The organism is Clostridium sp. C2-6-12, assembly GCF_009928485.1.
In the GTDB taxonomy this organism is placed as follows: Bacteria; Bacillota; Clostridia; order Clostridiales; family Clostridiaceae; genus Clostridium.
The window spans coordinates 48,184-67,664 of record NZ_JAABNP010000032.1 but is presented as its reverse complement, the minus strand read 5'-3'; the positions used below and the strand labels follow the sequence as shown (position 1 = coordinate 67,664).

General features: G+C 29.8%; 14 protein-coding genes. All 14 read left to right on the top strand.

Annotated elements, in window-relative coordinates; genetic code table 11:
• On the top strand, positions 1 to 734 hold a 734-nt coding region (istB, locus tag GXK56_RS21490; protein WP_160691271.1), incomplete at its 5' end, for an IS21-like element helper ATPase IstB.
• A gap of 11 nt (positions 735 to 745) precedes the next feature.
• Complete coding sequence (locus GXK56_RS21485) at positions 746 to 1,186, top strand: hypothetical protein (RefSeq protein ID WP_160691268.1); 441 nt, start codon at positions 746 to 748, stop codon at positions 1,184 to 1,186.
• Between the two features lie 20 nt (positions 1,187 to 1,206).
• Positions 1,207 to 2,559: a 6-phospho-beta-glucosidase gene (locus GXK56_RS21480; RefSeq protein WP_160691277.1), complete on the top strand. Its 1,353-nt coding sequence runs from the start codon at positions 1,207 to 1,209 to the stop codon at positions 2,557 to 2,559.
• Positions 2,560 to 2,955: 396 nt separating this feature from the next.
• Positions 2,956 to 3,849: a TIM barrel protein gene (locus GXK56_RS21475; RefSeq protein ID WP_160691266.1), complete on the top strand. Its 894-nt coding sequence runs from the start codon at positions 2,956 to 2,958 to the stop codon at positions 3,847 to 3,849.
• Between the two features lie 15 nt (positions 3,850 to 3,864).
• Complete coding sequence (locus GXK56_RS21470; RefSeq protein ID WP_160691264.1) at positions 3,865 to 4,272, top strand: DUF6379 domain-containing protein; 408 nt, start codon at positions 3,865 to 3,867, stop codon at positions 4,270 to 4,272.
• A 416-nt stretch (positions 4,273 to 4,688) separates the two neighbouring features.
• Complete coding sequence (locus GXK56_RS21465) at positions 4,689 to 6,323, top strand: extracellular solute-binding protein (protein WP_160691262.1); 1,635 nt, start codon at positions 4,689 to 4,691, stop codon at positions 6,321 to 6,323.
• 21 nt (positions 6,324 to 6,344) lie between these two features.
• Positions 6,345 to 8,207, top strand: coding sequence for a sensor histidine kinase (locus tag GXK56_RS21460; RefSeq protein WP_160691260.1), 1,863 nt, complete (start codon positions 6,345 to 6,347; stop codon positions 8,205 to 8,207).
• Positions 8,208 to 8,220: 13 nt separating this feature from the next.
• Positions 8,221 to 9,831, top strand: coding sequence for a response regulator (locus GXK56_RS21455; RefSeq protein ID WP_243156214.1), 1,611 nt, complete (start codon positions 8,221 to 8,223; stop codon positions 9,829 to 9,831).
• 170 nt (positions 9,832 to 10,001) lie between these two features.
• Positions 10,002 to 11,357 carry a sugar ABC transporter substrate-binding protein gene (locus GXK56_RS21450; protein WP_160691256.1) on the top strand — a complete coding sequence of 452 codons (1,356 nt, stop codon included), beginning with the start codon at positions 10,002 to 10,004 and terminating at the stop codon, positions 11,355 to 11,357.
• Positions 11,358 to 11,435: 78 nt separating this feature from the next.
• Positions 11,436 to 12,410 (top strand): sugar ABC transporter permease, encoded by a 975-nt coding sequence (locus tag GXK56_RS21445; protein ID WP_160691254.1) that lies wholly within the window; start codon positions 11,436 to 11,438, stop codon positions 12,408 to 12,410.
• Positions 12,410 to 13,276 carry a carbohydrate ABC transporter permease gene (locus tag GXK56_RS21440; protein WP_160691252.1) on the top strand — a complete coding sequence of 289 codons (867 nt, stop codon included), beginning with the start codon at positions 12,410 to 12,412 and terminating at the stop codon, positions 13,274 to 13,276. Before GXK56_RS21445 ends, GXK56_RS21440 begins: the two co-directional genes overlap by 1 nt.
• Before the next feature lie 96 nt (positions 13,277 to 13,372).
• Positions 13,373 to 15,472, top strand: coding sequence for a methyl-accepting chemotaxis protein (locus GXK56_RS21435; RefSeq protein WP_160691250.1), 2,100 nt, complete (start codon positions 13,373 to 13,375; stop codon positions 15,470 to 15,472).
• A gap of 103 nt (positions 15,473 to 15,575) precedes the next feature.
• Positions 15,576 to 18,548: an amylo-alpha-1,6-glucosidase gene (locus tag GXK56_RS21430; RefSeq protein WP_160691248.1), complete on the top strand. Its 2,973-nt coding sequence runs from the start codon at positions 15,576 to 15,578 to the stop codon at positions 18,546 to 18,548.
• Between the two features lie 17 nt (positions 18,549 to 18,565).
• Complete coding sequence (locus GXK56_RS21425) at positions 18,566 to 19,435, top strand: glycoside hydrolase family 16 protein (protein WP_243156212.1); 870 nt, start codon at positions 18,566 to 18,568, stop codon at positions 19,433 to 19,435.
• The last annotated feature ends 46 nt before the right edge of the window (positions 19,436 to 19,481 follow it).

Genomic DNA, 19,481 nt, shown 5'->3' with positions numbered 1-19,481 from the left:
ATACATCACCAGACCATATTATATCTCTTTTAAAACAGTTTAAACTCTTAGATATGCAATTGAATTTCGAATCAGAGATAGCATACGCTATCGAAAATAATATTGGACATCGAGAATTTTTAGTAAGATTACTCGAAACTGAAGCTAATGGTAAAAGAGAAAGAAACGCAATGAGAAATATTAAGGCAGCCAAGTTTGAAGGTATTAAAACATTAGATGGATTTGATTTTTCATTCCCTGATAATATAAATGAAGCTAAGATACGAGATTTGCAGACACTTTCATTTATTAAAAATAAAGAAAATGTAATTCTAATCGGCCCGCCAGGTGTAGGTAAAAGCCATATTGGTACTGCATTAGGTGTACTAGCTTGTAGTACTAGTCTCAAAGTATTGTTTACTCCCGCTCAGGAACTTATGGATAAGTTATATAAAAGCTATCTTGATGGAACTTTAGAAAATAAGTTTAAAGCGATAAGAAAAGTAGATTTGCTTATTATAGACGAGCTAGGTCATTTTCAAATGGATAAAGAAAAAGAGAGCTTATTTTTTCAAATCATCCGCCAACGATATGAAAAAGGCTCTCTAATAATAACTACTAATATCCCATTAGGTAATTGGGATAAAATATTTACTAGCAAACTTGCTGCAACAGCAATATTAGATAGACTAATGCATCACTGTCACCTTATTAGTATAACAGGTGATAGCTATAGAGTAAAGGGCAATAAATAGGAGGATTTGTTTTGAAGCATTCACATAAAGATTTAGATTATAAAAAATTTATACATATATTCAATACTGAAGGTAAAAAAGCAGCAAAAGAATTTGTTTTGAGTACAACATCTTTTAATTACGATTATTATGTAAAATTATTAAAGAAATATACAGGATATGTGTATAATAGACAGCTGAAAATATATGAGCCACTATCAGATGAGTCTAATGCTTTCATAAGTATGGATGATTTATTAAGCAAAGGAAAAAATGATGCTACACCAATCGTAGCATCAATTACTGAAAAGTTATATTGTAAAGATCCAATAGATGCATTAAATATTGATTTACTTCAAGATAGACTAATGGAATTATCAAAATATATTAAAATTGCGCCAAGTGCTAAAACTATAGAAATTAATATAATCCGCTTACGCGAAAGCGGCTATGATGTTAGCATGATAAATTGAACTATTAGTGGGTCAATTTTATTTGCAAAAGTGGGTCAAAAGTACTTGACAATCTACAAGCTGGGTCTGTAAATAAAGTGCGCGAATATACAGATGGAGTAATAGATGGAATATATTATCCTTCTCATGAAGCAATCGATTTTTATAATAGATATAAAGAGTATATTGCATTACTTGCAGAAATGGGATTTAAATGTTTTAGATTATCAATAGCGTGGACAAGAATTTTTCCAAATGGAGATGAAGTTAATCCAAACGAAGAAGGATTAAAATTTTATGATGATGTATTTGATGAATGTTTAAAATATGGAATTGAACCAATTGTAACAATTTCCCACTATGAAATGCCATATAATTTAGTTAAAAAGTATGGAGCGTGGAGAGACAGAAGACTTGTAGACTTTTATGTGAATTATTGCAGTTCAATATTTAATAGATATAAAGACAAAGTGAAATATTGGATGACTTTTAATGAAATAAATGCACTTGAATTTAATCCGTTTATTACAGCAGGAATTAAGACTAAGGAAGATGAAAATAGAGAACAAGTTGTTTATCAAGCTGCTCATCATCAACTGGTTGCAAGTGCAAAAGCAGTAAAATTAGGTCATGAAATAAATCCTGATTTTAAAATAGGGTGTATGATTTTATATCCGTTAGTTTATGCTGATACTTGCAATCCAGAGGATGCTTTAGCAGTATGCGAAGATATGAAGAAGATTTATTTCTTTACAGATGTTCATGTGAGAGGATATTATCCAAGTTGTATGGATAAATACTTTGAAAGAAATAATATTAATATACAAATGGAGGAAGATGATAAAGAAATATTAAGACAAGGAAAAGTTGATTATATTGGTTTTAGCTATTATATGTCTTTTGTTAAGTCTTCTGATAAGGAGAAAGTTGATAAAGCTTCTGGGAATATGCATTCTGGACTTAAAAACCCATATTTAAAAGCATCAGAATGGGGATGGCAGATAGATCCAGTTGGGCTTAGATTATCATTAAATAATTTATATAATAGATATCAAATTCCTTTATTTATAGTTGAAAACGGACTTGGAGCTGTTGATACGATTGAAGAAGATGGTTCTATTAATGATAATTATAGAATTGAATATTTAAAGCAGCATATTGAAGAGATGAAAAAAGCTGTTATCATAGATGGTGTAGACCTTATTGGATATACTCCATGGGGATGCATTGATTTAATTAGTGCAGGCACAGGTGAAATGAAGAAGCGTTATGGATTCATTTATGTGGATAAAGATAATGAAGGTAATGGTACATTAGAAAGATTTAAAAAGAAGAGTTTTTATTGGTACAAAAAAGTTATCGCTACAAATGGTGAAGATCTATCTAATTCTTAAAAGTAAATAATTTTAAAAATAAGAAAACAATATTTTTTATTAGAAAAACTGTAACACTAAAGTAACTAGTGCTACAGTTTTTTTGATTTTCCAGCATAGATAATAGTTGGATTTGCAAGTTGGTTTGAAAACTGTATTTCTAATTAGTAATTAAAAATAATTAGTATTTCACATTAAAATACTAATATTTTTTTCTTTTTAATATGAAACCATACAAATTAATTAGGTTTACTAATAGAACTGAATAAATAATAGAATGCGTTTGCAATACTGAAAAGAGTAGAATAAGGATAGACTAAAAGTTATAAATTACAACAAAATTAATTATGCTGAATCTTAATAATTGATTAGTAAAAGTTTAAAATAAAAGATTAATAAAAGGAGGAATTTTATAATATGGATAATAAACGTGGAAAACAAGGAAGGCCCAAAAGAGGCGTATCATTGTATAGCTATAATGGAGATTATGGTGTTTCTATGGACTTAGAAGATATGTTTGCTGAAATGAAGGATATGGGGGCAAGAGGGTTAGAAATTTTAGCAAACTCTCATATAGAAGGTTATCCAAATCCTAGTGCAGAGTGGCTTCAAAAATGGGATAGACTCATTAAAGAATATGATATTATACCAGTTGAATATGGACATTGGGTAGATTCACGTTTATATAAAGGTAGAGAACTTACATCAGAAGAATCTTTTGCTATGCTTGAACGTGATTTTAAAATTGCAAATAGATTAGGATTTACTGTTCTTCGTACTAAGCTCGGGGTTATTGATGATGATTTAACTCCAGTAACAAATTGGAGAGAGTTTATAAAAATGGCATTGCCTTTAGCTGAAAAATATAATGTGCGTATGTGTCCTGAAATTCATGCGCCTACTCTTTTAAATTCTAAAATGGTTAAAGAATTTGTAGAATTTATTGAGGAAACAGGTACTAATTATTTTGGTTTGAACATTGATTTTGGTGTATTCCAAACTAAGTATTTAGATGCAAGTGAATATGGACCAGGGGATTGGGTACAACCACCGGGAGATCATAGTGAAGTAGAAGAGATCATTCCATTACTTCCATATGTATATTGTTGTCATGCTAAATTTGTAAAGATGTCAGAAGATTGTGAAGAAGTTGTAATACCTTATGAAAAAATCATAAATACTTTAATAGAAGAAAAATGGGATGGATATATGTTAAGCGAATATGAAGGACCATATGCAAAGACTGCTGGATATCCTTCTATACAAGTAAGAAGACAACATATAATGATGAAGAAATTACTAGGAGAATAGGAAAGGAGAAAAAGCATGCTAGATAGAGAATGTATACAATCAAGAGGTTTTAGAAATGTTGAGAATGAAGAAAAAATTACGGGTTTTCAGTTTAATATTAGATCACTATATTATAGAGGACTTTGGCTTTCACAATTACGCCCAGCTACAATTATAGTAGATGGAGAAACTTTTTCAGGAGACCAAATTACATGGACTATAAGTGGTATAACTTATGAGCAAGAGGAGATGGCTAAATTAGGTGATGTTCACTGGGGGCTTTTAGAACCAGCAACTCTTACTGTTAAAAAAGAAGGTGGATTAAAGGCAGGAGCTCATGATATTGAATTAACTTATCAATATAGCTCTTCATACTTTCCACCATCTATTGACACGCTTCTTAGCAGTGCGCCACATAATAGAACATTAATTTTAGTACAATAAAGTGAATTATATTAAGTTTATAAGAACTATAAGATGTGAAAAGATTAATATTTTTATAATTGGTCTGTTGCAAAACTACTGAAGTGGATTTGTTACAGACCTTTTTTGTTATAAGGTAAAGAATAATAAAAAAATATTTTTTAATTAAGGAATATGAAAAAACAAAGTTTGACATCTGCCGATTCATCATACTTTGCAAACTTTGGTGGAATATTAATCAATTGACTTATATTTTTTTAAAAAGTATAATTTTAAAATGAAGTTTTATATTATCGTTTACAATATGATCTTTTATACAAAAGAATTAACATTTTGCTGTTGAGAAATTTAAAGTTAATTTGAATAAATAGTAAATAGGAACTAGGAGATACAACGTTTATTAATATTTTCATATTATAGAAAAGGGGGAATTACGTATGAGAAAACAAATTGTAAAGGTTTGTAAAGGTATTATAGCTTTAACTACAATGTCTATGTTTTTTACAGCATGTGGTTTACTTGATAAAAAAATAGAGAGTACAGATAATAATAACCACAGTGAAGAAGGGCAAAATGCAGATATAACACCTATAACTTTTGATTGGTATATTGACTTTTCTTGGTTTCAAACTAAATGGGGGACAAACCCTGTTTCAAAATATGTTACTGAGAAGACTGGTGTTAGTTTAAACTTAATAACTCCAAACGGTGATGAGACAGAAAAATTAAATTCTATGATTGAAACAGGTAAATTACCAGATTTTATTACCTTAAGTTCACAAGACTATGGATATAAAAGAATAATTCAAAGTGGCTTGGCATTACCGCTTGATAAGCTATCAGAACAATATGATGCATATTTCATGAAAGTTTCAGATAAACAAAAATTGGAGTGGTATAGACAAAATGATGGAAATGTATATTGCTATCCAAATTTTTCGAGTCCAGTGACTGATTTTGATAATTATAAAGAAGAAAAGCCATCAAATCAAACATTTTTAGTTAGAAAAGATATTTATGAAGCTTTAGGAAAACCTGATATGAGAACACCGCAAGGGTTTTTAAGTGCTCTTGAAAGGGCAAAAAAAGAATTCTCTTCAGTTGATGGACATGAATTGATACCTATAGGTTTTCATGAGTTCAATGATTATGGAAATCTTTCTTTAGACAGTATATTGCCTAATTTTTTAGATGTTCCTAGAGAAGAAAATGGAAGAATCTATGATAAAAATATAGATAAAGAATATATAGGATGGTTAAAAACACTAAGAGCAGCAAATGAAAGAGGATTGTTATCGAAAGAGATTTTTGTTGATAAAAGAGCTCAAATAGAAGAAAAGATAACAGAGGGAAGATATTTTGCAATGCTCTATCAAAGCTCCGACATGTCTGCTCAGCAACTTGAATTGTACGCTAGAGATAAGAATAAAGTATACATGGCTATTGATGGACCTTCAAATTCTAATCTGGATCAGCCTAAACTTGCAGGAGACAGCATTTCCGGATGGACGGTTACCTTGATTTCAAAATCTTGCAAGGATCCTAAGAGAGCTATAAATTTTTTGAGTTATTTAATTAGCGAAGAGGGAAATAAAGACTTGTATTTAGGAATAAAAGGATTAACTTGGGATGAAATTAATGGAAAGGAGCAATTTAAACCAGAAGTGGCAGATTTGTTAAACAAGGATAGAATAGCTTTTGACAATAAATATGGTGCAGCAAATACATATTGGATGTTGGCAGATGGTGATTTAATACAGAAGTGGATGCCAGAAAAAGAGAAACCATTGAGTATAATAAGTGATTGGACAAAGGGAAAGACATATAATTACTCCTTATTTGACAATATTTATCCTTATGGAGATAATGAGGAAGGAGTAGCATTTGCGAGAATAAACAAAAAATGGGGAAATACATTAAAGAATCTAATTATAGCCAAGAATGAGAGTGAGTTTGATAAGATATTAAATGAATTTATAGCATATAGAAAAGAGCAAGGTTGGGATAGTATACAAAAATATTCTCAACAAAAATACGAGGAAAATAAGAAGAAGCTAAATGTAGTTAGATGAATTGAAATAGGAGTAGCTTAAATGAAGAATAAAGTCGTTATTTTGTGGAGAAAAGTTAAGCAAATATTAATTGATCAAAGTTTAATAAAAAAATTAATTACCATGTATATATTTATTATTGGTATTCCAATAGTAATATTTTCTTTATATATATTTAGTTCACTTTCAGAGAATTCCAAACATGACGCAGTAAATAGAGCCAACTATGATCTTAGCACTGAATATGATAGTGTTGAAAAAAATGTATATATAATGCGAAATATAATTAAAACTATAGAATCTGATAATCAAGTAATAGGATATTTACAAGGAGATAGTAATCAAGAAGCAAAAGAACTAATTGATTTTAGAGAAACAACCTATAAACAATTAATTAATCTGCAAAATAGTAATCCAACAATTAAACAAATAAATATATTTACTAGTAATTCAAATATAAGCGAAATTTGGCCTACCTTTTATAAAATTGATAGAATTATGGATAATGACTGGTACAAAAAAGTTATTAAAAAAAATGGTTCTGAATACTGGAATGTTAACCATTATGATAATGATATTGTGGTCAAGTCAACTTTAAATAATGAATCAAAAGATGTTGTAGTTTCTCTAAATAAAAGGATTACTTATCTAAGTGATAAGTATTTTGGTATTTGCAGAGTAACAATGAATTCTAAGGATTTTTTTCAAAAAATGTATGAAAAGGATGAACTAAAAAGTGGACAAATATTATTAGTAAATAAAGAAAATATGGACATAAAAACTGACGAAAATAGCACATTGCTTAAAAGTTTTAATTTCGATAAAAAGAAGTTTCAGGAATTTATTAAAGATAAATTAGAACATGAAAAAGGAGAAGTTAATTATAATCAAGGTAGCGAAGCTTACATTATACTATACAAAGAATCACCAATTCCAAACAATTACTTGGTAAATGTTATACCATTAAATAACATTTCACAAGAAATTAAAAATTCTAAATTTCTTGTTATTTGGAGTTCTCTTTTTTTACTCATATTTCTATCAGTAGTAGTATTTTATGCAACTAAAGCAATTCTAAAAAGATTATACAAAATAATTTCAGCAGTTAAACAGGTGAGAACTGGAGATTTAATGCCAAGTATAGAAGTGTACGGTAATGATGAAGTAGGAGTACTTGCTCATAATTTTAGGCAAATGATGAAAACTATAGATATATTAATTAAAGATAGCGTGAATAAAGAAATAATAACCAAAGAAGCAGAGTTAAAAGCATTAAAAACTCAGATAGATTCACATTTTTTATATAATACTCTTGAGAATATTAGGATGACGGCACTGGTTGAAGAAAATTATATGGTATCTGATTGTCTTGCAGCCTTAGGTGATATGATGAGATATAACATGAAATGGAACAGTGAGTTTGTTCCACTAAGTGAAGAAATAAGCCATATTAAAAATTATATAGCATTAATGACGCTTAGATATGACTTTGAAATAATTTTAAATATTAATATTGATTCGGAATTTATAAGTAGAGAAATATTAAAATTAACTATTCAACCTTTAGTAGAAAATGCAGTGAAGCATGGTATTTCAGAAAAATTAATGAGTGAAAATGGTAGTGTTTCTATATCTGTTCATATTGATGAAGAATATTTATATTTAAATGTAAAAGATGATGGAAAAGGAATGGATATAAACAAAGTTCAGGAACTACAAAATCATATAAATGGAAATATAAATAAAAAATATGGTCTTGGACTTAAAAATGTTAGTGATAGAATAAAGCTTTTTTACGGCAAACAATATGGTATTATTATTGAAGCGAAAGAAGGGTGTTATACACAGATAACACTTAAACTGCCAAATGTTTTAGATAATCAATTAGAAGAATTAAGCAAATAATAATTTTCAAGGGGTGAAAAATTTGTATTCAGTAATGATTGTAGATGATGAACCGATTATTAGAAAGGGATTAAAAAAAATAATCAACTGGGAAGAATATGGTTTTAATATAGTTTGTGAAGCACGAGATGGAGAAGAAGCACTTGATTTACTTAAGGAGTATAACATAGATTTCATTATTTCAGATATTAAGATGCATAAAATAACTGGAATTGAGCTATTAAGAAAAATTAGAGAAAGTGGATTAGATACCCTAGTACTATTATTAAGTGGATATGATGAATTTACATATGCCCAAGAGGGTATAAGACTTGGGGCCTTCGATTATATATTGAAACCATTAGATGCTCAAAAACTAAAAAACATATTAATTAATGCCTATGATAAATTAACCCAAAAAGAAAAAAAGGATAATGAATATAATGTAAATAAAATTATTTCAGGAGAAAAGATTTTATATGATTTATTAAGAGGAAAAAATTTAATGCTCATGGATGAATATATTTCACAGTATAATCTTCCTCTTATTAAAGGTAAAGTTCAAGTTGCAATTGTCGAGATTAATGAAATTATTATAAGCAGTGAAGATTTGACTGAAAATGACGAATGGAGCTATTTGAATAGTGCGGTTAATGCTTTAATAGAAGAGGAATTAAAAAAGAGTGATATAGAACATTTTTCTGTATTAGATGGAGATTTTGGGAAAAAAATTATTCTTGTACAAACTAACAAGGATATTGAAGTATTGGATTTTAATCAAAGTTTTGTTGAAGTATTAAAGGAAATTATTAGAACTAGCAATGAAAACTATGAAATAAAATTAAATATTGGGGTTGGAAATGCTTATAATCAACTATATAGTATTTACAAAAGTTATTTAAATGCCAAAGAAGCATTAAAATACAAATATGTGCTTGGAACTAATAAGCTAATTCAACTAAATGAATTGGCAGAAATAAGAAAGAATAATTTTGTTTATCCAATTGAAAAGGAAAAGGCATTAATAAATTCAATACTTGTAGGAAAAGATGATTCTTTAAGTATGCTTCGAGAATTAGTCAGTGAAATAGCAAGTATGTTGAATTTTGATATTTTTAGTATTAATATTGCATTTACTCAAGTAATATATAATATTTACAATAATGTACTTAAGAAATATAGTTTTTTAGAAGATGTATATGATTTAAGTCAAATAACCAATATTGGTTTTTTAGGAGTTGAAACTCTGGAGGATATTGAGAAACAATTAATTGATAATATAAATAAACTAATACAGATTATAAAGGAATACAACCTGAATCAAGGTGATAATATAGTACAAAGAGCTTGTGAATATGTGCTTAATCATATAGATGAAGATATTACATTAACAGCTATAGCAAATAATTTTAACATAAGTAAGAACTATTTATGTTCAATATTCAAGCAGCAAACAGGAGAAAATTTCTTAGAATATACAACAAAGGCAAAGATGGAACGAGCCAAAATATTATTAAAAAAACACGATTATAAAGTTTATGAGGTTAGTGATATGCTGGGATATAAGGAAACAGCATACTTTGGTAAACTTTTTAAAAAGTATACAGGTTATACTCCAGCTGAATACAAAAAATGTAATATCTAATATAAAGGAGAGATTCTTAATAAAATAAGGATCTCTTCTTTTTTTATTTTTTATGTAAATGTTTAAAGTTAGTAATTTTTTAATAGGTTATCGTAATTTTGTACCGTTTTGGTAAACGTTATTTTAATATATCATAAAGGTGTCAAAAGAAATCAGAGGGGGTAACAAAAGTGAAGAAAAAAATATTAGCAACAGTAATCGCAGGTATATTAGCTTTAGGTTTAATTGGATGCGGTTCTGGTTCAAGTGATGCTTCTAAAACTTCAGGTTCTGGAAATGCATCAAAAGGTGAAGTAAATTTAAATGTCTGGATAATGCCTAACAGCGGAACTCCAGAAGATGATTTTATGGAGGTTATCAAACCTTTCCTAGATCAAAATCCTAATATAAAGGTTACACCAACAGTACTTGACTGGGGATCAGCTTGGACTAAGATCACAGCTGCTGGAACAAGTGGACAAGCACCTGATATTACACAGTTAGGTAATACTTGGGTTTCAGCTGTAGGAGCAATGGGAGCATTAGAGGATCTTTCTCAATATTATAAAGATTTTGGAGGAGATGAAGCTTTCGTTAAAGCTACTTTAACTACAACTGGAATAGAAGGAAAGAAAGAAAGATATGGGGTTCCTTGGTTTATTGATACAAGAGCTTTCTTCTATAGAAAAGATGCTTGTGAAAAGGCAGGAGTAGATCCAGCTAAGGATTTTGCTACATGGGATAGCTTTAAAGCTGCTCTAAAGAAATTAAATGGTGTGGAAGTTGAAGGCAAGAAGCTTGCAGCACTTGGAATGCCAGGAAAAAATGACTGGAATGTTGTTCATAACTTCTCATGGTGGATTTGGGGAGCCGGTGGAGATTATATTAAAGATGGTAAAGCTGTAATAAATTCTACTGAAGCATTAAATGGAGTTAATTATTATGCTAGTTTAGCAGATGAGGGATTAATGCCAAAGGCTGCCTTAGAAAAGAATTCATCTGAAGTTGAAGCTTTATTTAATAATGGTGAATATGCAACAATTTTCTCAGGTGCATACTTTGCAAAAACATTAAAAAATGAGTATGAAAAAGATAGTTCAAAAGCTTTAGATCCTAAGAAGGTTGGAGTAGCTATAATTCCAGAAGGTCCAAAAGGCAGATATGCATTCTTTGGTGGAAGTGATTTAGCAATTTTTAAATCATCAAAGAACAAACCAGAAGCTGTTAAATTATTAGCTTATTTATCATCTGCAGATGCACAAGTTGCATATGCTAAGAAACATGGTAACTTACCTGCTAATGCTAAATCATTCGATGATAAGTTCGTAACTGATGATCCTATGTTATCAGTATTCAAAGGTCAGCTTCAATACGGTAGATCATATCCTTCAGTACCAGGATGGGCTCCATCAGAATCATTACTTCAAAAAGGATTATCAAATGTATGGGATAATGTTATGGGAGTTAATGGGAAATATGATCCTGCAAAAAATAAGACTGAATTAGATGCCGCAGTTAACGATGTTAATGCAGTTCTAAATCAATAATCATATAACTAAAATTAGATTATACAGGGGATATCCCCTGTATAAATTCTTATAGGATACTATACAGGAGGAGCATATATGGAAACAGAGAAAAATATTTTAACACAAACAGAGCATAAGTATAGCCTTATAGATACTATTCGTAAAAATAAATTTGCATATGCACTTATACTTCCAGCTGTAATTGCTATGATTATTGTTCAACTTATACCAATGGCAGAAGGGTTATTTTTTTCAGTGCTTAAACTTAACCAATTTACATTAAAAGAATTTTTAGGGGCACCATTTGCAGGATTTGATAACTTTAATAAAGTTTTGTTTGATCCAACAAGTAATATGCGTTCGGGATTTTTAGAGGCACTTAGAAACACAGGTATATATGGAGTAATCTGTAGCGTGTTAGTTATAGCTATAGGCTTAGCAGCAGCAATGGTAGTAAACAGAGAGTTTAAGTTTAGAGGAATTGCAAGAACTTTACTATTAACACCTTGGGTTGTGCCATCTTATGTAGTTGGAATGCTATGGGGATTTATGTTGCAACAGGATACAGGGATAATTAATAGAATCTTAGTGGATTGGTTTCACATTTTACCAACTAAACCATTTTGGCTTACAGGAAGTAATGTACTTGCAGCCATAATAATACCTACTATATGGAGAAATGTGCCACTTGTAATGATAATGCTTCTAGCTGGACTTCAAAATATATCTGACGATTATTATGAAGCAGCTGAAATAGATGGAGCAAGTGGAATTCAAAAGTTTTTCAATATAACATTACCATTACTTAAACCAGTAATTGGTATTCAAATGCTTTTTGGGATGATTAATTATATATATTCTTATAATATTGTTTCAATGATGTTTGGACACGGATCAGGATATCCAGGTAAATGGGGAGATTTATTAATGACAAATATTCAAAGAAATTCTTTTCAAACTTGGAACTTTGGTACAGGCGCAGCTGCAACAATTGTTGTAATGATATGCATGCTCATACTTGTTGGAATATGGTATAGAGTATTTAAAGATAGTTTGGTGGTGGATGAATAATGGCAAAAAGTTATATGGAGGGCATTAAAAGAAAAAAGAAAAGAAAACGTATAGCAGCGAATATAATTTTGGCAGTAATGATAATATGTAGTATATTCCCAATAGCTTGGATGTTTTTAAGTTCTTTAATGACTCAAGGAGATCTTGCAACAGGTGCTTTAGGGAAGCCAACTAATTGGCAGAACTATATTGAAATGTGGAAAAATATAAATTTCTTTGCATATCTTAAAAATAGTTTAATAATTTGTGGGCTTACAACAGTACTCACATTAAGTTTAGCTGTTTTTGCTGGGTATGCAGTAGCAAAATATAAGTTCCCTGGTTCAGGTATATTTGGAGGAACAGTTTTAGCTACTCAAATGATTCCAGGAATGATGTTTTTGTTGCCATTATATATGATGTTTATAAATATTCAAGATAAGTTTGGAATAAAAATAGTAAATACATATCCTGGGATGATAATTACTTACTCTGCATTTTTTATTCCATTTAGTATATGGATATTAAGAGGCTTTTTTGCTACAATTCCAAAGGAGTTGGAAGAAGCAGCTCGTATAGATGGGTGCACAAAGCTTGGTGCACTTATAAGAGTAATATTACCTGTTTCTACTACTGGAATAATAGCTACTGGAATTTATATATTCCTAATGGCTTGGGATGAATTACTTTTTGCTTGGGTATTAACTACTGATATTTCTACTCAAACAATTCCAGTTGGAATAAGACTTTATGTTGGTAATTTCCAAAACAGGTACGATTTAATGATGGCAGCAAGTGTTGTAACTACAATACCAGTATTAATAATGTTCTTTGCACTTCAAAAGAAATTTATTAGTGGTATGACTGCAGGAGCTGTTAAAGGATAAATATTGTTTAAATACAAAGGATAGAGATTTTTTTACAATCTCTATTTTTGTAAATGGGAAATAATTTAATTAGTCTGCAGTATAGGATGTGATTAAATGCTAAAGAAAAAATATTTAGTTAGGAAGTTACTAGTAAAAGTTAATTCTAATTTTCATTTTGTATCAATGAAAAATTTACGAATAAGAGTTAAATTAAATTTTGGCTTTTTGCTATTGATTTCCATATCTCTTTTTATCGTTTCAATTATTTCATACAATCAGTTTTCCAATACGATCATTAATCAAAATAAAAATAGTCTGATTGAGCTTATGAAACAAAAAGGAGAGAATATAGACAAATCCTTGCAAGATATAGATAAAAATTTTCAAATCATAGCTAATAATGACAGTTTAGGAGAAAAAGTATCAAAGTATAAGGATATGGATTCTATGAAAAAGACCCAAGTGTCAAATGAAATACGAAGTTACTTAGGAGATGCATTAAAGACAAGAATGGATGTTGCCGATGCTTTTATTGTTTCAAAAAATAAAGATATTTTTTACTATGGCGGAAGTGGATTTGATGCAAACTATGATATATTTAGTGAACCTAATTATGAAGAATTTGTTAGCAGCAATAAAAATTCCAGTAAAACTATACCTTATGTAAATGGTCATAGTTTTACAAAACAAATATCACCTAAAGTTATAACGGCTTTTTATAAGATGAGAGTATCAAGCAATTTGAATGGCATTGGTAATTTGGCTGTTAATTTAAAGGAAGATTATATTTATAGCTTAATTAGTGATATGAAGGTTGGCTATGATACCAAAATAATTATTATTGATAAAAATAATAATCTAGTCATTGATCCATCAGATAGAAATAACAATGGTAACAAATATTCTATAGATATAGCTGGGAGCATAGAAGAAAATGAAAATAACTGGTTTAACAAAGAAATAAATAGTGAAAATAATCTTGTGACTTTTTATAAATTTACTAACACAGATTGGATATTAGTAGGGTTAACACCAATTGATAATATGACAAAGGTTGCTTCAACTATAAGATGGCAGATCTTAGGTGTTGGAATAGTAAGCATAGCACTAATTTTTTTCTTTTCAACCTTTATCACTAGAGATATAACAAGTGGATTAAGCCAATTAATTAAAGGAATGGATAAAGTAAAAGATGGAGTCCTAATTGGAGTAGAAGTGCCAAATAGGAAGGATGAAGTAGGTTTATTGGGAAATAGATTTATTGAAATGCTTGAAAGCTTTAGAGATTCAATAAATGATATAAAAAATATGTCAGGTATAACCTCTAAAGCAGCAGATGAAATTTCCTCAAATGCAATGAAAAATTACGAGGAATTTGAAAGTATGAGACTAAAAATATCAGATATTTATACCAAAAGTAAAAATCAAAATGATGATATTTGCAGCATAAATGAATTGACAACGGAGCTATCAAATAAAATAGAAGCTATAATCAGCTATTTTAGAAATATTGATTGTAGTATAAGTGATACAAAAGAACTAACTTACCATGGTAAAAAAAATCTAGATTTGCTAAAAGTAAAATCAGATAAAGTGGCTAGTATTACTGTAAATGTTTTAGCTACTTCTGAAGCGTTAAATAAAGAATTCAAGGAAATAAGAAAGATAACAGATGCAGTAAATGCAATAGCAAAACAAACTGATTTATTAGCTTTAAATGCTGAAATAGAGGCGGCTCGCTTAGGAGAACAGGGAAAAGGCTTTAGCGTAATTGCAAAGTCAGTTAAAGAATTATCAGGATCAACAAGCAGCTCAACTAAATATATAGATTCAATAATTAATAATTTAAATGATAAAATAAACGAACTTAACAATGAAGTAAACAGATCAGAAGAATATATGAAGGAACAAATTGAGTCAGTAATTGATAGTACTAATAGTTTTGACTCGATTGCAAGTAAGATGGAGTTTCTTGTAAGCCAAATTCTAAATGTTAAGGATGAGGTAGCAGCTATAGATATTACTAGAGAAAAGATAAATGAAACAATGGGCATATTAAATATAAGCTCTAATGATAATTTATTAATTAGTAACGAAATAGCAGCATCAGCAGAAGAAAAAATACACCTAAACGAGGAGCTTGTTGAATTATCTAGTTCCCTTAAAGAATTGGCAATAAAAGTAGAAGGAAAAGTACAAAAATTTAAAATATAAGGTTTTTATAAGTCAAATAAAAGTATACGAGATATAAATTTGAAATTCTAAGAAAACAAGATAATATTAAAAAATATTAAATTATTAAGGTAGGAGGCAAATAATGAGAGAAGTTGTTGCTAGAAGAATTCATAAGTCCCCAGAAGAAAAAGTGAAAGAAATATTTCATGGAAGGTTTAAAGAAGAGGCTGTTATAGATTGTATATTCTATGACAGTACATATAAAAAGGTAGTTGGTGTTGCTAATTTGCCTATTAAAATCCCAGTTACTTTAGAAATATTTAAGAATAGAGAAATAGCTATACTATTGGATAAGATCTTAGTAGATAATGAATTTGCAATTATTAAACTTTCTGAAAATATAGATAATACAATCATATTAATATGTAAAAAAGGAATAATTACTGAAGTAGCTTTAGATATTGAGATCAGCAATGAAATAAATAAAATAATACAAAAAATAACATATGGTGTGGGACATATAAATGAAGAAGGAGAACATGAAATAGACTTATTGGCTCCAGCTCCAGGACCTCATTTCTATACAAATTTGTTGTTAGGGAATAGAATGAAATTTTCTAATCCTTTACAGACTACACCAAAGAGTGTAGTTGATAGGCTGGGAAGAGGAAGTTTTAGATCTCATGCGGCAACTCAAGTATTAGCTACAAGATGGGATATTCTTCAAGAAGAAAATGGGTTTCCTGCCAACCGCCAGTTTTATTTAATGGAAGATGGCAAGCAAATATTTTATTCGGCAAATGTTACAGATGAAAACATTGAAAGTGGTAAGTGTATTCACTCTCAAAATTATACTAAGATTTTTTATAAGACTAAGTGTGGTTTAGAGATTGAAAGATTGATTTTCTTGCTGCCTCAAGAAAATAACATGCCTATTGCGGTAGAGTCACAACAAATTAAAATAAAAAATAATACTGATAGAAAGAGAAACATTAAAATTGTTTATACTGGGATGTTTGGAAGTGCAGCACCTGGTGCATTAATGGAGGATGTTTTATACAGCAATATAATAATGCAAGCCAAAATATTAACTGATACTGAAGGTAACTTAATGGCAATATCTTCAGATTACTACCCAATGTATACAAGTGGGGATTATAGATTTCACACTATGATTGCTCATGATGAAAAAGGAGCTGTACTGCCAAAGGAATTTTGTACAAACTATAGTGAATTTGTGGGAAGTGGTTCCTTAGAAAGACCAACAGGAATATATAAGCTTAGTAATAAATTAAATAGAAAAGGTCCTGGTTTCTTTGCTGTTAGTAGTGAACTTACAATACAACCAGAATGTGAGGTTTCTATTGATAATTTTACTGGATTAGTTTCAAATAAGAGTAATGATAATTTTAAAGAGGATACCTTTAAGGAAGAAGTGAAAAATTTAATTACTAAGTATAGCAGAGATAAGGAAATAGAAAATACCTTTATAGTAAGTAAAGGTTTTATTAATTCATATAGTAGTTATTTACAAGTTGCTACTGGCGACAAGAAATTTGATTCTTATATAAATAAGAATCTACCTTTTCAAGTGTTGTATCAAACCTTCGTATCGCGTTCTTTTGATCAAACCCAAAAAGGTTATAGAGAAATTGGTTTTAGAGAAATTCAAGATATCTATGCATCAATGTACTACTTTATAGGAATGGGCGAAAAAGATTTAGTAAAAAATCTAATAAAAGAATGGGCTGAAAAAGTATTTGAATTCGGATATGCTTACCATAATTTTTTCTGGGTTGGAAAAGAACCAGGAAAATGGTCTGATGATGGATTATGGCTAATTCAGGCTGTATATAGATATATAAATATTAGTGGAGACATTGGATTCTTAGATGAGCAATGTATTATAGGCGGAAGTGATCCAATAAAGAAAAGAAGTTTATATGAGACAATGAAAGCCATATTAAATTATTCAGGAGAAATCTCAATAGGAAAACATGGAATACCACTGTTAGATTTTGCAGACTGGAATGATTGTCTAAAACTTGATACTAATTTTATTAATGGTATTGAAAAAGAAAGAAGATATAAGGAGCAGGTTGCTAGAACAGGTAGAGATGGAGAACCTTTTGAAAGTGATTATTCAGAGAGTGTTATGAATGGATTCCTATTAAAGTTAGCCATGGATGAGATGCTTGAAATGGGAAGACAAAAAAAAGATATGTTCTATATAAATAAACTTGAAAAAGCATCTGATGAGCTTAATAAAAACCTTCATCGTCATGCTTGGAAAGAAGATTTCTTTGCAAGGGTTTTATTTAATAGATACAAAGATGGAGAATTTACTTATCTAGGAGCTAAGGGAGATAAGCTTTCAGCAGATCCTAATAAAGATGGAACATATTTCTTAAACTCGTTTAGCTGGGCGATTTTGTCAAATTGTGCAACAGAAGAACAAATAGAAATAATGCTTGATTCCATAGAGGCACATTTAAAGACACCTTATGGAATAAAGCTTATTAGCCCAACTGATTTGGAAAAAGTTGCAACAGGTACAGCTACAGGTGAATATTTTCCTGGAGATAGAGAAAACGGTGGAATATTTAAACATGCTACAATGATGGCTACTAGTGCAATGCTAAAAGCTGCTAAGGTAGTAGAAAATAAGATTTTAGCAGGAAAATTAACTAGTACAGCATATTGGATGATAAATTTGGTTTTACCATATAACACAATGGAACATCCATATGAAACATGCGGAAATCCAAGATTCTGCACACAATACAACAATAGTGATACAGGTGAAAATATAGGACCTACATTAAGCGGTACTTCTACTTGGCTTACATTATCATTATTTGATGCCTTTGGTATTGAATATACAACAAGAGGTATAGAAATAAATCCAATACTTATGGAAGAACAAAAAATGCTTAATTTAATTCTTGACACTGGTAAGGCTAGTTACAATATTATTATCTCAAAACCAGATGGTTTCTATAGAATGAAGGATTCTTTATACACAATAACAGTTGATGGGATGAAAATTGAAGGCAATATTATAAAGAATTTTGAAGACAATAATAGACACAACGTAGAGATAAGCTTCTCTTAATGTAAGGAGGCTAATCAATGAAGAATAAAAAAATTTTTATAAGTGTTGGAGCATTGCTAATTATGATTTTAGCAGTAGCATTTGGAAGTAAATTGATTAGAAAAGAAAGTGGAGATACTATTATGAAGCAAAATGAATTAGATAAAAAAGAAAATATGAAGTTGATATTTAGTGAGGAATTTAACGAGGATGGTCCTCCAAGTAAAGAAAGATGGAAGTATGATATTGGAGGATCAGGCTGGGGAAATGAAGAAAAGCAATGCTATACGGATGAACTTTCAAATGCAAAGGTTAAAGATGGAAAGTTAATAATTACGGCAAAAAAAGAAAAATATGCTTTTAATGAATATACGTCTGCAAGGTTATTGAGTAAGGAAGCATGGCTTTATGGACGATTTGAAATAAAAGCGAAATTGCCTAAGGGAGTTGGAACTTGGCCAGCTATATGGATGATGCCTAAGGAAAGCAGTTATGGAGATTGGCCACAAAGTGGAGAATTAGACATAATGGAACATGTAGGCTTTGATCCTGGGACAATACATGCTACAACACATTCACTAAAATATTATTGGAAAGCAAATACCCAAAAAACAGCAGAAATTAAAGTTGACAATGTAGATACTGATTTTCATGTATATGCAATGGAGTGGAGACCAAATAAGATTGACTTTTTTGTAGATGATAAAAAATACTTTACTGCTGAATATGATCCAGAAAAAGATAAAGAAGAAAAGTGGAAATCTTGGCCTTATGATAAACCATTTTATTTAATATTAAATATTGCAGTTGGTGGCAGCTGGGGTGGTCAAAAAGGCATTGATGATAATATTTTTCCACAATCAATGGAAGTAGATTATGTAAGAGTTTACCAGTTTGATGAAAAATAAAATTAGACTAGCCAATAGTAGAGATTTTATTTTCCATCAATGTAAA